The sequence below is a fragment of the Bradyrhizobium sp. LHD-71 genome (genome assembly GCF_031157255.1).
Classification (GTDB): domain Bacteria; phylum Pseudomonadota; class Alphaproteobacteria; order Rhizobiales; family Xanthobacteraceae; genus P52-10.
In genome coordinates, this window is record NZ_JAVIFX010000031.1 from 22,928 (window position 1) to 38,426 (window position 15,499).

Below are 15,499 nucleotides of genomic sequence, written 5' to 3' on the forward strand. Positions count from 1 at the left end.
ATTGCGAGCGAAGCGAAGCAGTCCAGCGCAGAACTGCGGCAATCTCCGACTGGATTGCTTCGTCGCCATAGGCGAGCGAAGCGACGCCGTTCTTCGAACGGCTATGCCTCGCAATGACGGCACCGTCATGCTCACCTGCGCCATGCCTACACTCCCAGATACGCCTGCTTGATCGTGTCGCTCGCCAGCATGTCGTGCGACGTCCCGGAAGCGCGAATGCTGCCGGCCTCGAGCAGGTACGCGCGGTCGACCACGCGCAGCACCTGCTGCACGTTCTGCTCGACGATCAGCACGGTAAGACCGCTCGTCCGGATCCGCTTCACCAGCTCGAACACCTGCTGCACGACCACCGGCGCAAGGCCGGCCGAAGGCTCGTCGAGCAGCAGCAGCTTCGGATCGGACATCAGCGCGCGGCCGATCGCGCACATCTGCTGCTCGCCGCCGGACATGGTTCCCGCGACCTGATCGCGCCGCTCCTTCATGCGGGGAAACAGGTCGAACACGAAGTCAAGCCGCTCGGCAAAGCGCGCCCGCGCTTCGGGCATGAAGGCGCCCATCTTCAGGTTGTCCTCCACCGTCAGGCGGGGAAACAGCCGGCGGTTCTCCGGAACATGGGCGATGCCGAGGCTGACGATTCGATGCGCAGGCGTCTTCAGAATGTCGGCACCTTCGAACGAGATCGAGCCGGCGCGTGGACGGATCAGGCCTGAGATCACCCGCATCAAGGTGGTCTTGCCGGCGCCGTTCGGGCCGATCACGCCGACAGCCTCACCGGCATTGACCTCAAGGCTGACGCCGAACAGCGCCTGGAAGCTTCCGTATCCTGCATCGACGGATTTCAGCTCGAGCATGCGCATTCCCTAACCACGTGCGCGCGCGACGGCGGCCTGCACAGCGTTGGCATCGGTGCCGAGATAGACCTCGATCACCCTCGGATCGCTCGACACCTCCGCCGGCAGGCCTTCGGAGATCTTCTCGCCGTGATCCAGCACCATGACGCGATCGACCACGCGCATCAGCACGCCCATGATGTGCTCGACCCAGATGATGGTGATGCCGAGCTCGTCGCGGATCCGGCGCAGCATGTCGGCCGCCTGCTCCATCTCGTTGTCGTCGAGCCCGCCGAGACTCTCATCGGCCAAAAGCAGCTTCGGCGCGGTCGCCAGCGCTTTCGCAAGCTCCAGCTTCTTCAGCCCCGCCGCGCCCAAGCCTTCCACGCTTGCCCTGCGATCGGTTGGCAGGCCGACCATGGCAAGCGCGCGCTCCGCGGCCTCTTCGGCATTGGCGCGGCTGAGCCGACCCTGGCCGAAATAGCCCGCCAGCGCCACGTTCTCGAAAATGGTCAGCCGGTGAAACGGTCGCGGGATCTGGAAGGTGCGACCGATGCCGCGGTTGATGATCCGATGCGGCGGCAGCCCTGCGATCTCCTCGCCTTCGAATTTGATCGAGCCCGCCGTCGGTGGGAAGGTGCCGGAGAGCATATTGAAGATCGTGCTCTTGCCCGAACCGTTCGGACCGATCAGGCCGAGGATCTCGCCCCGCGCAACCTTGAACGACACATTGTTGACGGCCTTGAACCCGCCAAACCGCTTGACCAGGCCTTCGACAACGAGCACGTGGCTTCCTTTTGTTTGGTTTGCTCGTCATTGCGAGCGCACCGCCGTCATTGCGAGGAGCGAAGCGACGAAGCAATCCGGCACGGCTGATACGGCAGACTCAGACTGGATTGCTTCGCTTTGCTCGCAATGACGGCGAGGCGCCAGCAATGAGGATTACTTGTTGCTGTACGTCGTGCCCGCCGGCAGCGGCAGCACGGCCTCGCGTTGCGCCTGGCTCTTCGGCCACACCACATACGACTTGTCGTCGATGTACTGGATGACGACCGGGAACGATCGCTCGTTCTGCCCGGCCATCTGCTGGCCCTCGCCATAGAATTTCACGCCGAAGCCGAGCATGGTCCCGCCTTCCGGCAGGTCCACTTCCAGTGCGGCCTTGCGCAAGGCTTCCGGATCGACGCCGCCGTGCTTCTTGATGGCCCGCGGCAGCACTTCCGTCATCAGTACGTAGGTGTTCGAGGCGGCCATGCCGACATGGGCCGAACGGATCGCCATGCCCGGCTTCACCTTGTCGAATTCCTCACCCACCGTCTTGATCACCGGCAGCAGCTTGGGATCCAGGCTCTTTTCGTTGGCGAGCCAGATCGAGATCGGGTCGGCGTTGAAGATATAATTTACGTCGGTGCCGAGACCTTCCTTCAGCTTCTCGTACACTCCGTAGCCGGCACCGTGGCCGACAAGCGCTGCAAACTTCAATCCCTGCTCGCGCGCCTGGCGCAACAGCAGCGTGATGTCCGGATTGTAGCCGGTGTGGAAAATCACGTCCGCCCGCGCCCGCTTCAGCTTGGTGACCAGCGAGGAAAGATCGGGCGCAGTCGCCGCATAACCTTCTTTCAGCACGACGTTGAAGCCGGCCTTCTTGGCGCCGGCCTCGTTGCCTTTCGCCACGTCGACACCATAAGCGCCGTCCTCGTGGATGATGGCCACCCGCAGGTCTTTCGGCTCCTTGCCGAGCTTTGCCTTCGAATTCTGGGCGATAAAGTCCGTGGTCATCAGCCCGAACTGGTCGCCGCTTGCCTGCGGACGGAAGACGTATTTGTAGTTCTTGTTCTCGAGCACGGCCGAGGAAATGCAGGTGGTGATCCACATGAATTTCTTCAGCTGCTCGACGCGACCGGCCACCGGCACGCACTGCGCCGAGGAGAAGAAGCCCAGCAGGACGTCGACTTTTTCCTGCTCGATCAGCCGCACCGCCTCGTTGATGGCGATGTCCGGCTTGCTCTGAGCGTCGGCATAGACCGCCTCGACCTTGTAGCCCTCGACCCCGGTCTTGACGTACTGGTCGAGCATGATCTTGGCTCCGGTATATTGCAGTTCGGAACCACCGCCGGCGAGCGGGCCGGTCAGGTCATAGATCACGCCAATCTTGATTTTTTTCTCCTGGGCCTCAGCCGAAGCCCCCGCCCCCAGCGCCGCAACCGCGGCCACGAACGCACCGAACAGTCGGGCAGTCTTACGCTTCAGCATGAAACCCTCCCCTTTATTGTGCATCGCGTTTCTTGGTTTTGTTGGTGACATCACAGGGGGAGCGCGGTTCGATGTCAAGGGACGGAAGCCGCGACATTTGCGAAGGGCGCAAGTCGAACGCCGTCCACGGGCACACGAAGCGGGCCATTCGTCGAACGGCAACGCGAACGAACTTGGGCGCGCCACCCATCAAAATCATCGCATTATAGGCGAAGTCTTTGAATTTGTTCCCAAACAGCTCCTCTTGCCATCGGCTCGCCGCCCGCCACATGATTCATATGGACAAGCCATCTGACATGCTGCGTCAGAACGCGGAGAACTGCCTGGAGCTTTCCGAGAAGGCTGCGAGCGAGCCTTCGAGCCGGCGGTATCAACGGATGGCTGAGGCATGGAATGCCCTCGCCGACGAGCAGGACTGGCTTGACGGCGAAGTTCCGCCAATCGCTGCGCCTGATTTGAAAGGCGCGGCTATCCCTGCCGCACCGAAGCCCGATGTGAGCTGAGCTTCCCGTTTGCTCCAAATTATGCGCCGCCGGAGCGTTGCATCACGGCAACACTCGGAAGATTCAACAGCGCCGCCACGCGCGACATCTCGTCGAATCGCCAGATCTCACGTCTGCTTGAAGCGCCGAAACATCACGGGGCCGCCGACGTTCGTTCGGGACTGGAGGGCGAAGTTATGTGGGCACTGTTTGCAGACGGAAAACAAATCAGCCGTGCATTTCAAACCGAAAAGGAAGCATGGCATCTCGCACGCAAGAGTTCCTTGATCGACGACGGAAGACTGCCGAAGGGGTTTGAAATTCGTCAGATCCAGATGAAGGAACGAACTCACGCAGCGTGAGCTCTTCGCTCGAACGCGCATTGTCCCTGCAGCTCGGCGAATGCCAACTCCTGTGCAGGATGCACAGAAGAACGCTATACTGCTGGACAGCGCAAACGAGCGGCCTCGACCGCGGATCCGTTGGGCTCCGCGGTCAGCTTTCGCCATGTCCGAAAAACCAAATGCCAGCGAAGAAGCTTACGCTGTCTTAGCTATCGTCCGTCTGCGGCTTGCCCCATTTGGCAATGTCGACAAATCCATCCGGATTGTCGCCGTCGGCGGACGGAACGGCTTTGGTCTCACAATCCCGTTCCTGCTGAAGTCGTCGCATCTGTGCGGACCATCTCGATTCGATCCGCTGTTGGATATCAAGCGGCAAGTCTGACGCGCCCATTCTGAACCCCCAAAGTTCAAGAAGAATCACAATTGAGCGCCCGCATGCTGGCGGAAGTTTGATTCGTCTGTGCACATTGCAATTTTCGTTGCGGAAAATGTCATCACTTCGTTACACCGCGCGCTGGAACCGGCGAACGTTATCTGCAGAAAACAACTATTCATGACAGTCGTTTGGCAGCAAACGTTACAGTGTCGCCGAAGGCCGGCACCGCAATTCACAAGCTACGGCGAGTGCGGAAGCTCACGGATCTTGATGAAATACTGCACCGACGCGTCGGCAGCGACCGCCAAGCCGTCCGGGTCGACGAGTGCCCATGCGATCGCCGCAACCGCGACCGCCATCAATAGAGCAATGATTGCCGCCTGCCATTCAGGCATCTGGCGGCTTTCCCCTTCGTCCCACATTCGCTTCCCGATACCGATACAAAAACTGCCGGAAATGACCGGCATATCGTCGTCGAGCCAGCATCCGTCGCCGCCCCTCCCGGGACATCATCCATTCGGATGATGTCCGCAGTCGCTCGGTTGGACGCGCGGGACGTTGCGTCACACCTCACGTTCGAACGAGGCGCAACTGCATTCACATGAACTGAAATCACGAAGCTGATGTAGGCGCTTAGCCTTGCAGACCGATTGCGCGCGGTGCGTTGCCAACGGCGTGATGCTCGCCGTCACCAATCCACAAGCAGAAGAGCGCCGCCCAGCACGACGAGGGCCAAGCCGGGCCAGTTCTCCTTCAGACTGAATCCGGCTCCGGGCCTCGAGGGCTCCAAAGTGGGTTCTGCAGCGGAGGTGCGTCTGAGATCACTCAGCCGTCCGCGCCAGATCGGCGGGGTCGCCAGAAGCACCAAACCGCCCAGAACCAACAACGCGCCAAGCAAGGTGACTGCCATGGGTGCCTCCACGGCGAGAGCAGTCGGGATCACGACTCTTAAACTTGGCTGGAGGAAACTTTGTTCCTCCAGATGCCTCATTCCGGTCGATATCGCCAGGCGTCGGCCTTCTGCGTGGCTTCCTCGTCAATCGTCCACTGTGGCAGCGAAAGACCGGGGGCAACGTCTGAAAACACCATGCGCACACGGGTACCAATGCCGACACGGCTGACATCCTTGCGCGGCGCGAGCACACCGTCCGCCGTCGCAAGGTTGCCGATCACGCGCAAGCCTTCGTCAGGCGTCGGCTTGCCGCTCTGCGTATCGAGTTCGACCAGCAGGATCAGATAAGGCACGTACGGCTTGAACGCCGGCTGGATGGCGTGATGCACCTCCGTATAGGAGTGCACCGTTCCTTTGCCTTCCACCGGCACCCAATCCGATCTTTCGTCCGTGCACCATGGACAGGCCGTCGCCGGAGGATAGCGAAACAGATGACAGCCGCAGCAGCGCTGCAGGTGGAAGTCGTGCTTCGCACAGTGGGCGAAATAGTCGAGATTCTCCTTGTCGAGCTCGTTGATCTCGAGCGGCATTCCCAAGTATTCGGCGGAGATCATATCCTCATCCTATCGTGTCTGCTTCACCTTTCCCCGCTCTTTCGCGGGGAGACGTGAAGGACGGCTCCTTGTGCTTTGCTCGCGATGACACTTGACGCGTTCATCCCCGCCGCATCACGAGCGCCGAGCCGGTGCCAGGCATCGCCCAGCCCATGTTCGCGCTCACCTCGGCGTCCTTGACCTGGCGGCAACCACCTTCGCGATAGTCGTAGGTGTGCCGGCGCTTGCCGTCCGGACCGATCGGGCACGAGTCGTCCGCATCATGGCGCAACTGGCGGACATTCTCGATCACCATGGCGATGCCGTGGGTGTAGCCTTCGCACAGGTGACCGCCGCTGGTGTTGTTCGGGCGCTTGCCGCCGAGCTTGATCGTGCCGTCACTGACGTAAGCGCCGCCCTCCCCCTTCTTGCAGAAGCCGTAATCCTCGAGCTGCAGCATGGTCGTGAAGGTGAACGCGTCGTACGACCCGGTCAGGTCGACATCTTCCGGCCCGACGCCCGCGTTCGGCCAGAGAATCTCCTTGGCGTAATGGCCGGCGACGGTCGAGATGGGCCCTGTCTGATAATGCATGTCCACGCGCGGCTTGCAGCAGCGGCCGACGACGCCCCGGATCAGCACCGGATGGTGCTGCAGATCACGCGCCCGCTCGGCGCTGGTGACGATGATGGCGTTGGCATTGTCGGTCTCGACGCAGCAGTCGAGCAGATGCAGCGGCTTGCAAATCATGCGGCTGGTGACGACGTCCTCGACCGTCACGCGCTTCTTATAGAGCGCCTTCGGATTGTTGGATGCATGGTGGCTGTGTGCGACGCGGACGGCGGCCACCTGCTCTGCCGTCGTGCCATAGTCGTACATGTGCCGCATGAACGATGGGGCGAACATCTGCCCGGCACTCTGCCAGCCATAGCTTCGCGAATGCAACATGTCGCCCGAGACCGGCGCCGCCGCGCGCGCGCCGGTGCCGCCGATGCGAACCTGGCTGAAGCCGTTCATCGAACGGAAGATGACGACTGTCTTGCACATGCCGGCTTCGATCACGCCGATAGCGATGCCGATCAGCGCCTCGGTGGACGATCCGCCGCCGAACACATCCATGTAGAAGTTGAGGCGGATGCCCAGATCTCCCGCAACGAAGGGCGAGAACACGGAATCGTTCGACTGATACGACAGCATGCCGTCGATGTCGGACGCCTTCAGCCCGGCGTCGGCCATCGCCGCCTTCACCGCATGTGTCGCCATAGCACGTGTGGATTTGGCGCGCGTGGTCTGCGTCGATCCGCGCGTGTAGTCGGTCTCGCCGACGCCGACGATGGCATATTTGTCACGCAGAAATTTCGGCGTAGTAGCGTCGACGTTGTCAGGCATCGGCATGACGCGCCCCTCCCGTTTTCTTCATCGTTGCCATTCAGCGTATCGGCGAAACAATCCGCGCGGCAAGTCTCCGTCACGCAGCTCTGGATTGCTTGTCTCAACGCGCCAATGACGCAGTGCAGTGAAACAGGCGGCGCGAAAACGCAGCCTTGCCCGCTCTACCGGAGCGTTGCAAACTCTCGGTCAAACGCTGTCGGAGCCTGCCCATGGACCGCCGCACCATTCTCGCGTCGATCGCGACTGCGCCGCTCTGGCAACTCGGTCTCGGGTCGTCCCGACCGGCGCGTGCGCAGGCGGAATGGCCTACCCGCAACATCACGATCATCGTGCCGTTTCCCGCGGGCGGCCAGGCCGATCTCGCCGCACGGCCGGTGGCGCTGGCGCTGGAACGACAGCTTGGAAAGCCGGTGCTCGTTGACAATCGTGCAGGCGGCGCCGGCGGGTCGATCGGCAACGCGCAGGCCGCACGCGCAGACGCCGACGGCCATACACTTCTGATGACGTTATCCTCCCTGGCGGTCCTTCCCGAGTCCGACCGGCTCTTCGGCCGGCCTGTCGCTTATGAAGTCTCCGACTTTGCGCCGGTGGCTCGCGTCCTCGCCGATCCGACCTTGCTTGCCGTTCCGGCAGCCGCACCGTGGCGGACCGTGCAGGATCTGGTCGACGACGCGACGAAACGCCCAGGGCAGATTCCTTACGGATCATCGGGACCGTACGGCACGCTGCACATCGCGATGGAGATGTTCGCCGCAAGCGCAGGCATCAAATTGCAGCACGTGCCGTACCGTGGTGCCGCGCCGGCGTTGACCGGGCTGCTTTCCGGCACGGTTCAGGCGCTTGCGTCAGCTCCCGGCGTACTGAAGCAGCAGGTCGACGACGGAAAGATCCGCGTACTCGCCAACTGGGGCGCCGAGCGCATTCCCTCGTTTCCGGATCTGCCGACCTTTAAGGAACTCGGATACAAGGACGTCGAGTTCTACATCTGGGCAGGCCTCTTCGCGCAGCGGGCGACGCCCGAGCCGGTCATGACCAAGCTCCGCGCCGCGATGCGCGAAGCGGTGAAGGTCCCGGATGTGGTAAAAACGTTTGAAGCGGCGGGTAGCCCCGTCGCCTACCTCGACACGCCGGAATTCTCTGCATTCGTCGATGCGGACAGCGCCCGTCTGATCGCTGCGGTCAAGAAGATCGGCAAGGTGGGGTGAGAGCTTGCGAGCCTGTAGCTGGCATGAGCGAAACGATATGCGGGGACACCCGGCGGAGATTCAGACCCGGCGTCGCTGCGCTCGGCCGGGCTACGGTTTGAGGTTGCGTCAAGCCGCTGCGGCCACGATGCCGGGACGCGGAGTTGCGGTGTGCTCCTTCAGCACCGTACCCGTGCCATCGACCTCTTTCAGCACCACGTCGTAGGTCCAGAGGTCGGCGAGATTCTGCAGAACCATCTTCAAGTCGGCCTCGTTCAGGAGCGAGCCTCTGACGACGGCATGACGGAGCTCGAGCCGGCGATCGCCGGCAAGGTCGACGTCCACCACCTCGATGTTCGGATCGATGACGCCGACGTCGTATTGGCGCGACAACTCGCGGCGGATGCGACGGAAACCGCGCTCGTCATGGATCGCATCGACGCGGATGCCCTCCGTGACGGCCGGATCGTCATGCAGATGGAACATCCGCATGCTGCGCATCAGCCGCGGTGACAGGAACTGGCTGATGAAGCTCTCGTCGCGATAGTTCGCCCAAACCTCGCGCAACACTGCCGGCGCGTCGCCCGTGCCTGCGATGTCCGGAAACCATTCCCGATCCTCGTCATCGGGCTCGGTGACGATCCGCTCGATATCGCGCATCATCGAAAAGCCGAGCGCGTACGGATTGAACCCGGAGAAATGCGGATTGTCGAAATCCGGCTGAAACACGACGTTGGTGTGGGACTGCAGGAACTCGAGGAAGTTTCCATCGGAGATCCGCCGCTGCTCGTGCAGACGGTTGATGATGCGATAGTGCACCCAGGTCGCCGTCCCCTCGTTCATCACCTTGGTCTGCCCCTGGGGATAGAAATACTGGGCGATGTGCCGGACGATCCGCAGCAGCTCCCGCTGCCACTGCTGCAGCCGCGGCGCAGATTTCTCGAGAAAATAGAGCATGTTCTCCTGCGGCAGGCCGAGCAGTGCACGGCGCTTATCGCCACTCAGCTCTGACGCGCTCTTCGACGGGCCGCTCGGGACCGTGCGCCACAGGTCATTGAAGACGGTCTCGGCATGCTCGCGCCGCTCCAGCGCCCGCTTCTCCTCCGAGCGCAGATCGAGCTTCTTGTTGCCGGGATAGCGGAACACACCGTGCGACATCAACGAATGCGCCGCATCCAGCGTCCGTTCCACCGCCGCGTGGCCGTGCCGCTCCTCGCATTGCGCCACATAGGTCTTGGCGAACTCAAGGTAGTCGAGGATGCCGTCGGCGTCTGTCCACTGCCGGAACAGGTAGTTGTTCTTGAAGAAGTGGTTGTGACCGAAGGCGGCGTGCGCGATGACCAGCGTCTGCATCATCGCGGTGTTCTCCTCCATCAGGTAGGAGATGCACGGCGAGGAATTGATGACGATCTCATACGCCAATCCCATCAAACCCTTGCGGTAGAAGGCCTCCTGATGGGCGAAGTGCTTGCCGAACGACCAGTGCTTGTAGAACAGCGGCATGCCGACCGACGAATACGCGTCGAGCATCTGCTCGGACGTGATCACCTCGATCTGGTTCGGATAGATATCGAGCCCGAGATCCTTTCGCGCGATCTCGTCGCAGGCTTCGTGAATGCGCCGCAACGTCGAGAAATCCCAGTCGGCGCCCCGGAAGAGCGGCTCGAAGTCCGTCATGGCGCAACCCTCTCCTGGTTCTGGCGCCGATGGAACAGCTCGTGGAACACCGGATAGATCTGGCTGCGCTCGGCGACCCGCCGCATCGACAGCGTGGCACCGTTTGTCCGCAGCCGCTCGTACAACGTCCACAACGACGAGTCGGGCATTTCGTCGAACACGCTGACGGTCGCTTCCGAGACTTCGAGATAGGCGAAGAACTGCGTCACCGGCAGGATCATCTCGGTCAGAAGCTGACCGGTCAGCTCGGAGTCCGCATGCAGGTTGTCGCCGTCGGAGGCCTGGGCCGCGTAGATGTTCCAGTCACTCGGACGATAGCGGTCGCGCACGATTTCGTTCATGGCTGCGAGCGCGGATGAGACCAGCGTGCCGCCTGATGCGGGGCCGTGAAAGAACGTCTCCTCGTCGACTTCCTCGGCCTTGTCCGTGTGACGGATGAAGACAATGTCGACATGCCGGTAGCGCCGGGTGAGGAACACGTACAGCAGCATGTAGAAGCGCTTCGCGAGATCCTTCATATGCTCGGACATCGAGCCCGAAACGTCCATCAGGCAGAACATCACCGCCTGGGCGACCGGCTTCGGCATCGTCTCGAAGCGGCGATAACGGATGTCGATCGGATCGATATAGGGGATCCGCTTCATCTTCGCCTTCAGCGTCTCGATCTCCTCCAGCAATTTGGCGCGGTACTCACCGCTGGCAGCAGCAGCCTCCGCTTCCAGCTCCTCGAGGGTCCGTGCGCGCGGGCGCCGCAGCGCCACGCGGCGTGCCATCGCGATCTGCATGGTGCGGTTGATCGAGATGTTGGCAGGCGAGCCGGATGTCGTGTAGCCGGCGCGTTGGATGCCTTCGCCTTCGGTCGAGGCAAGTCTGCGCTTGGCGAGGTCCGGAAGCTCGAGATCATCGAGAAACATGTCGATGAATTCTTCCCGGCTCAGCACGAAGCGGAATGCGTCTTCGCTATCGCCGGTGCCGGCTTGCCTCGCTTTGCCGCCGCCACCCTCGCCCGAGCGCGGCAGCATGTCGCCTTCGATGAACTTCTTGTTGCCGGGAAGCACCATGTCGCGCGTGCCGCCCTCTCGGCGGAAGCGCGGCTCGTTCATCCCATCGAGCGGGATGGCGACTTCGCCGCCCTCAAGCACATCCTTGATGTCGCGGCTCTGCGACGACTTCTTGACTGCGCTCTGCACCAACGCCTTGGCGCGGCGCAGGAACCTTTGTCGATTCTCGAGGCTCTTGCCGCTGGGATTTAGCCGCCGATCGACAATGTACATGTCTAATCTACCCTACAAATCGTCATTGCGAGCGAAGCGAAGCAATCCAGTCGGCAGTTGCGACAGATGCAGCGCTGGATTGCTTCGTCGCTTCGCTCCTCGCAATGACATCAACTTGCCTGCTTCACGCGCATGTACCACTCGACGAGGCGGCGGACCTGACGCTCGGTGTAGCCGCGCTCGACCATCCGCACGACAAACTCGCCGTGTTTCTTCTCGGTCTCGCCGTCCTTCTTCGATCCGAACGAGATCACCGGAAGCAGGTCCTCCACCTGGGAGAAGATACGCTTTTCGATGACTTCGCGAACCTTCTCATAGCTGGTCCATGCCGGATTCTTGCCCCCATTGTGGGCGCGTGAGCGGAGCGAGAATTTCACGACTTCGTTGCGGAAGTCTTTCGGATTAGCGATCCCGGCCGGCTTCTCGATCTTGGTCAGCTCCTGATTGAGCAGGTCGCGGTCGAGCATCTGGCCGGTGTCCGGATCCTTGAAATCCTGATCCTCGATCCATGCGTCCGCATAGTCGACGTAACGGTCGAACAGGTTCTGGCCGTAGTCGGCGTAGGATTCCAGATAGGCTTTCTGGATCTCGTGACCGATGAACTCGGCATAGCGCGGCGCGAGCTCGGCCTTGATGAACTCGAGATAGCGCTTCTCGGTCTCCTCACCGACCTGCTCCCGGCGGATCGCGTGCTCCAGATTGTACATCAGGTGCACAGGATCGGCGCCGACCTCAGCGGTGTCGTGGTTGAAGGTCGCAGCCAGCACCTTAAAGGCAAAACGGGTGGAAACGCCGTCCATGCCTTCGTCCACGCCTGCGGCGTCCTTGTACTCCTGAACGCTGCGAGCCTTGGGATCGGTCTCCTTCAGGTTCTCACCATCATAGACCCGCATCTTCGCGTAGATAGTGGAGTTCTCGTGTTTGCGCAGGCGCGACATCACCGAGAACCGCGCCAGCGTCTCCAGCGTGGCAGGCGCGCAAGGCGCACTTGCAAGCTCGGAGTTCAGGATCAGCTTGTCGTAGATCTTCTGCTCCTCGGTCACGCGCAGACAGTACGGGACCTTGATCACGCAGATACGATCGATGAATGCCTCATTGTTCTTGTTGGCCTTGAAGCTCTGCCACTCCGCTTCGTTGGAGTGCGCGAGCACGATGCCGGTGAACGGGATCGCACCGATGTTTTCGGTACCGATGTAGTTGCCTTCCTGCGTCGCCGTCAGAAGCGGATGCAACATCTTGATCGGCGCCTTGAACATCTCGACGAATTCGAGAATGCCCTGATTGGCGCGATTCAGCCCGCCGGAGTAGCTGTAGGCGTCCGGATCGTTCTGCGCGAACACTTCAAGCTTGCGGATATCAACTTTGCCGACCAGCGAGGAGATGTCCTGGTTGTTCTCGTCACCGGGTTCGGTCTTGGCGATCGCGATCTGTCGCAGGCGCGAGGGTTGGAGACGGGCGACGCGGAAGCGAGAGATGTCGCCGCCGAAAGATTCGAGCCGCTTGTAGCACCACGGACTCATCAGGCCGGTCAGCCGCCGGCGCGGGATGCCATATTTCTCCTCGATCATCGGGCCGAGCGTCTCTGCGTCGAACAGGCTCAGCGGCGACTCGAACACCGGGCTCAGTTCATCGCCGGCCTTCAGCACATAGATCGGATGAACTTCCATCAGCGACTTCAGCCGCTCGGCGAGCGACGACTTGCCGCCGCCGACCGGACCGAGCAGGTAGAGGATCTGCTTGCGCTCTTCTAGGCCCTGCGCGGCGTGACGGAAGAAGGAAACGATCCGCTCGATCGTCTCTTCCATGCCGTAGAATGTCGAGAACGCTGGATACCTGCGAATAGTCCGATTCAAAAAGATACGGCCAAGGCGTGGGTCCCTGGCCGTATCGATCAATTCAGGCTCTCCGATCGCTGCAAGCAGGCGTTCAGCGCTATTGGCGTATCGCATTGGATCGTCACGACACGATTCCAGATATTCCGCCATCGACATGTCGACTTCGCTCCGCGCCTCGAAGGTGCGCGCGAAGGCGTTGAACAGAGCATCGTTGTACATGTCTATCTCCGTATCCGTCAGCCGTCCTGCTGATCCGCGGAGAACACTCGCTCAGTATTAAAGCTAGGTGCCCAGCCTTCGAAATCGAATCAGCATCAGCACAGTGAACCGTACCACACGCCCTGCGGTTCCCACTTGCAATGCAAAATGCAGGCATCGAGTGATCTAAAGGCAAGCAACCGCACAGCGTGTAAGCGAGTTGACTCAATCCGGCTCCATTTTTGGCGAATTGGCCACAAGTGTTGCCTTTGCGCCACCGTCAGTGTCTGACGTGCAACCCGGGAAGCATTTTGCCACAGCATTCGCCAACCGGGCGTACGACATAAGTTGGACATCTGACGACGGACATAAGTTCACCGGCCGCGCAATGACAGGCTGTTGCTGCCAGCCGCGACAACCGGGCGGCTCTGTAAGGCCACCTACCGGTCTCGCCGGGCGCCGATTACTCGCGACGAAGCGGCCTATGCCGCCTGTTTGCTCTGGTTCGCCGCCGCCAACACCATGCCCGCGCACTTCTCGCCAATCATGATCGACGGCGCGTTGGTGTTACCGCTCGTCAACGTCGGCATGATCGAGGCGTCGGCAATGCGCAAGTTCACGATTCCGTGCACGCGCAGCTCCGAATCCACCACCGCCATCGGGTCGGAGCCCATCTTGCAGGTGCCAACCGGATGATAGGTGGTTTCGGCGGTGCGCCTCACCCAGTCCAGCAGTTCGTCGTCGGACCGCAGGGCCGCGCCGGGCGAAATTTCTTCGCCGGTAATTTCCTTGAGCGGCGAAGCGGCCATCAACTCGCGGCCCTTGCGGATCGCTGCAAGCAGCCCGGCACGATCGTGCTCGGTCGACAGGAAATTGAAACGGATCGCCGGTGGCTCGGCGGGGTCCTTCGATTTGATGTGGATCGATCCGGTGCTCTCGGGCCGCAGCACGTTCACATTCATGGTGATGCCCTTCAGCCTCGGCGAAACGAGCCGCTCGCGGCCGATCATCTCGTAGATGAACGGCAGGATCGATACCGTCGCATCCGGCGTCTCGAGACCAGGACGTGTGCGGAAATACATGCGGATCGGCACCGACGTCGAGGCGAGAAAACCGTCGCGGAAGAGCGCATATTTCACCGCCTCGCGCGCAAGCCGCCAGCCGCGGGCGTTGTCGTTGAAAGTAAGGTTCTTCTCGCGGATCGCGAACTTCACACGAGGCGAATAATGGTCGCGCAGATTCTCACCTACGCCGCGCAGCTCGTGCACGGGTTGAATGTCCAGCGAACGCAGGAGGTCGGCCTGGCCGATACCCGACAGTTCCAAAAGCTTCGGCGAGTTGATCGAGCCGCCGCAGACGATCACCTCGCGCAAGGCGCGCGCCTCTTTGACCAGGCGACCGACCGAATACCGCACGCCGACACAACGCCTGCCTTCGAGGATCAACGACTGGGCCAGCGCGCCTTGCGCGACCGTCAGGTTTCTCCGTCTGCGCGCCGGATCGAGATAGCAAAAAGCCGTGCTCTGACGTCGCCCCTTGGCGATCGTCACCTGCGACATGCTGATGCCTTCCTGGGTCTCGCCGTTCTGGTCTTCGTTGTACGGCAGGCCGACGTTCTCCGCGGCAGCGATGATCTTCTCGAGCAGAGGCACCTTGTGACGCGGCGTGTGGGTGACGCGCAGGATGCCCTCGCGGCCGCGATACTTGTCGGAGCCGCCATCGAAGCGCTCCATCTTCTTGAAGATCGGCAGCACGTCCTGATAGCTCCAGCCCCGATTGCCGAGCTGCGCCCAGTGGTCGTAGTCCTGCGCCTGACCGCGAATGAAAACCATGCCGTTGATCGACGAAGAGCCGCCGAGCATTTTGCCGCGCGGCACCTCGATGCGCCGTCCGGCGGAACCTTCGTCGGGTTCCGAAGTGTAGCACCAGTTGACGGCGGGATTGTCGATCATCTTGGCGACGCCGACTGGCACCCGAGACCACAGAAAGCCCGATCCCTCGGTTCCTGCCTCCAGCAGCAACACTTTATATACGCCGTTCTCAGTAAGGCGGCTGGCAACCACCGCACCCGCCGAACCTGCACCGACGACGATGAAATCATAGACGGCGTCATTCGACATGGCGGTGTTTCCTCTTCTTGTGTTTTGAAGGGATCAGTAAAACCTGTGGGT

General features: G+C 61.5%; 14 protein-coding genes. 3 read left to right on the top strand and 11 right to left on the bottom strand.

Annotated elements, in window-relative coordinates; genetic code table 11:
* Window positions 1–146: 146 nt before the first annotated feature.
* The 3 genes from RCO31_RS28050 to RCO31_RS28060 form a co-directional block, all read right to left on the bottom strand.
* Window positions 147–851 (bottom strand): ABC transporter ATP-binding protein, encoded by a 705-nt coding sequence (locus RCO31_RS28050; RefSeq protein ID WP_308971661.1) that lies wholly within the window; start codon window positions 849–851, stop codon window positions 147–149.
* Between the two features lie 9 nt (window positions 852–860).
* Window positions 861–1,616: an ABC transporter ATP-binding protein gene (locus RCO31_RS28055; protein WP_308971662.1), complete on the bottom strand. Its 756-nt coding sequence runs from the start codon at window positions 1,614–1,616 to the stop codon at window positions 861–863.
* A gap of 156 nt (window positions 1,617–1,772) precedes the next feature.
* On the bottom strand, window positions 1,773–3,083 hold the full coding sequence (locus tag RCO31_RS28060; RefSeq protein WP_308971663.1) for an ABC transporter substrate-binding protein: 1,311 nt from the start codon (window positions 3,081–3,083) through the stop codon (window positions 1,773–1,775).
* Between the two features lie 278 nt (window positions 3,084–3,361).
* Here RCO31_RS28060 and RCO31_RS28065 point away from each other — a divergent pair, with 278 nt between their 5' ends.
* Window positions 3,362–3,586 (top strand): hypothetical protein, encoded by a 225-nt coding sequence (locus RCO31_RS28065; RefSeq protein WP_308971664.1) that lies wholly within the window; start codon window positions 3,362–3,364, stop codon window positions 3,584–3,586.
* Between the two features lie 176 nt (window positions 3,587–3,762).
* Window positions 3,763–3,927, top strand: coding sequence for a hypothetical protein (locus tag RCO31_RS28070; protein ID WP_308971665.1), 165 nt, complete (start codon window positions 3,763–3,765; stop codon window positions 3,925–3,927).
* Window positions 3,928–4,524: 597 nt separating this feature from the next.
* On the opposite strand, the gene RCO31_RS28075 is transcribed toward RCO31_RS28070, so the two are convergent.
* From RCO31_RS28075 to RCO31_RS28090, 4 genes are all read right to left on the bottom strand, one after another.
* Window positions 4,525–4,752, bottom strand: a complete 228-nt coding sequence (locus RCO31_RS28075) for a hypothetical protein (protein ID WP_308971666.1) — start codon at window positions 4,750–4,752, stop codon at window positions 4,525–4,527.
* Window positions 4,753–4,973: 221 nt separating this feature from the next.
* The gene (locus tag RCO31_RS28080; protein WP_308971667.1) at window positions 4,974–5,195 is read right to left on the bottom strand and encodes a hypothetical protein; all 222 of its coding nucleotides are present in this window, start codon (window positions 5,193–5,195) and stop codon (window positions 4,974–4,976) included.
* A gap of 77 nt (window positions 5,196–5,272) precedes the next feature.
* The gene (locus RCO31_RS28085; protein WP_308971668.1) at window positions 5,273–5,791 is read right to left on the bottom strand and encodes an OB-fold domain-containing protein; all 519 of its coding nucleotides are present in this window, start codon (window positions 5,789–5,791) and stop codon (window positions 5,273–5,275) included.
* Between the two features lie 100 nt (window positions 5,792–5,891).
* Entirely contained in the window at window positions 5,892–7,163 is a 1,272-nt protein-coding gene (locus tag RCO31_RS28090) for a hypothetical protein (protein WP_308971669.1), read from the bottom strand.
* Between the two features lie 206 nt (window positions 7,164–7,369).
* Between RCO31_RS28090 and RCO31_RS28095 the strand changes: the two genes are divergently transcribed.
* Window positions 7,370–8,365: a tripartite tricarboxylate transporter substrate binding protein gene (locus RCO31_RS28095; protein ID WP_308971670.1), complete on the top strand. Its 996-nt coding sequence runs from the start codon at window positions 7,370–7,372 to the stop codon at window positions 8,363–8,365.
* Window positions 8,366–8,473: 108 nt separating this feature from the next.
* On the opposite strand, the gene RCO31_RS28100 is transcribed toward RCO31_RS28095, so the two are convergent.
* From RCO31_RS28100 to RCO31_RS28115, 4 genes are all read right to left on the bottom strand, one after another.
* Window positions 8,474–10,021: a SpoVR family protein gene (locus tag RCO31_RS28100; RefSeq protein ID WP_308971671.1), complete on the bottom strand. Its 1,548-nt coding sequence runs from the start codon at window positions 10,019–10,021 to the stop codon at window positions 8,474–8,476.
* Window positions 10,018–11,295 (bottom strand): YeaH/YhbH family protein, encoded by a 1,278-nt coding sequence (locus RCO31_RS28105; RefSeq protein ID WP_308971672.1) that lies wholly within the window; start codon window positions 11,293–11,295, stop codon window positions 10,018–10,020. Before RCO31_RS28105 ends, RCO31_RS28100 begins: the two co-directional genes overlap by 4 nt.
* A 110-nt stretch (window positions 11,296–11,405) precedes the next feature.
* Window positions 11,406–13,349 (bottom strand): PrkA family serine protein kinase, encoded by a 1,944-nt coding sequence (locus tag RCO31_RS28110; protein WP_308971673.1) that lies wholly within the window; start codon window positions 13,347–13,349, stop codon window positions 11,406–11,408.
* 461 nt (window positions 13,350–13,810) lie between these two features.
* Window positions 13,811–15,448: a GMC family oxidoreductase N-terminal domain-containing protein gene (locus RCO31_RS28115; RefSeq protein WP_308971674.1), complete on the bottom strand. Its 1,638-nt coding sequence runs from the start codon at window positions 15,446–15,448 to the stop codon at window positions 13,811–13,813.
* Window positions 15,449–15,499: the final 51 nt, after the last annotated feature.

Bases quoted from the DNA above. Each gene is read 5' to 3' on its own strand.
- RCO31_RS28050 (WP_308971661.1), bottom strand. From the start codon at position 851: ATGCTCGAGCTGAAATCCGTCGATGCAGGATACGGAAGCTTCCAGGCG.
- RCO31_RS28060 (WP_308971663.1), bottom strand. From the start codon at position 3,083: ATGCTGAAGCGTAAGACTGCCCGACTGTTCGGTGCGTTCGTGGCCGCG.
- RCO31_RS28065 (WP_308971664.1), top strand. From the start codon at position 3,362: ATGGACAAGCCATCTGACATGCTGCGTCAGAACGCGGAGAACTGCCTG.
- RCO31_RS28070 (WP_308971665.1), top strand. From the start codon at position 3,763: ATGTGGGCACTGTTTGCAGACGGAAAACAAATCAGCCGTGCATTTCAA.
- RCO31_RS28075 (WP_308971666.1), bottom strand. From the start codon at position 4,752: ATGCCGGTCATTTCCGGCAGTTTTTGTATCGGTATCGGGAAGCGAATG.
- RCO31_RS28080 (WP_308971667.1), bottom strand. From the start codon at position 5,195: ATGGCAGTCACCTTGCTTGGCGCGTTGTTGGTTCTGGGCGGTTTGGTG.
- RCO31_RS28085 (WP_308971668.1), bottom strand. From the start codon at position 5,791: ATGATCTCCGCCGAATACTTGGGAATGCCGCTCGAGATCAACGAGCTC.
- RCO31_RS28090 (WP_308971669.1), bottom strand. From the start codon at position 7,163: ATGCCGATGCCTGACAACGTCGACGCTACTACGCCGAAATTTCTGCGT.
- RCO31_RS28095 (WP_308971670.1), top strand. From the start codon at position 7,370: ATGGACCGCCGCACCATTCTCGCGTCGATCGCGACTGCGCCGCTCTGG.
- RCO31_RS28100 (WP_308971671.1), bottom strand. From the start codon at position 10,021: ATGACGGACTTCGAGCCGCTCTTCCGGGGCGCCGACTGGGATTTCTCG.
- RCO31_RS28105 (WP_308971672.1), bottom strand. From the start codon at position 11,295: ATGTACATTGTCGATCGGCGGCTAAATCCCAGCGGCAAGAGCCTCGAG.
- RCO31_RS28110 (WP_308971673.1), bottom strand. From the start codon at position 13,349: ATGTACAACGATGCTCTGTTCAACGCCTTCGCGCGCACCTTCGAGGCG.
- RCO31_RS28115 (WP_308971674.1), bottom strand. From the start codon at position 15,448: ATGTCGAATGACGCCGTCTATGATTTCATCGTCGTCGGTGCAGGTTCG.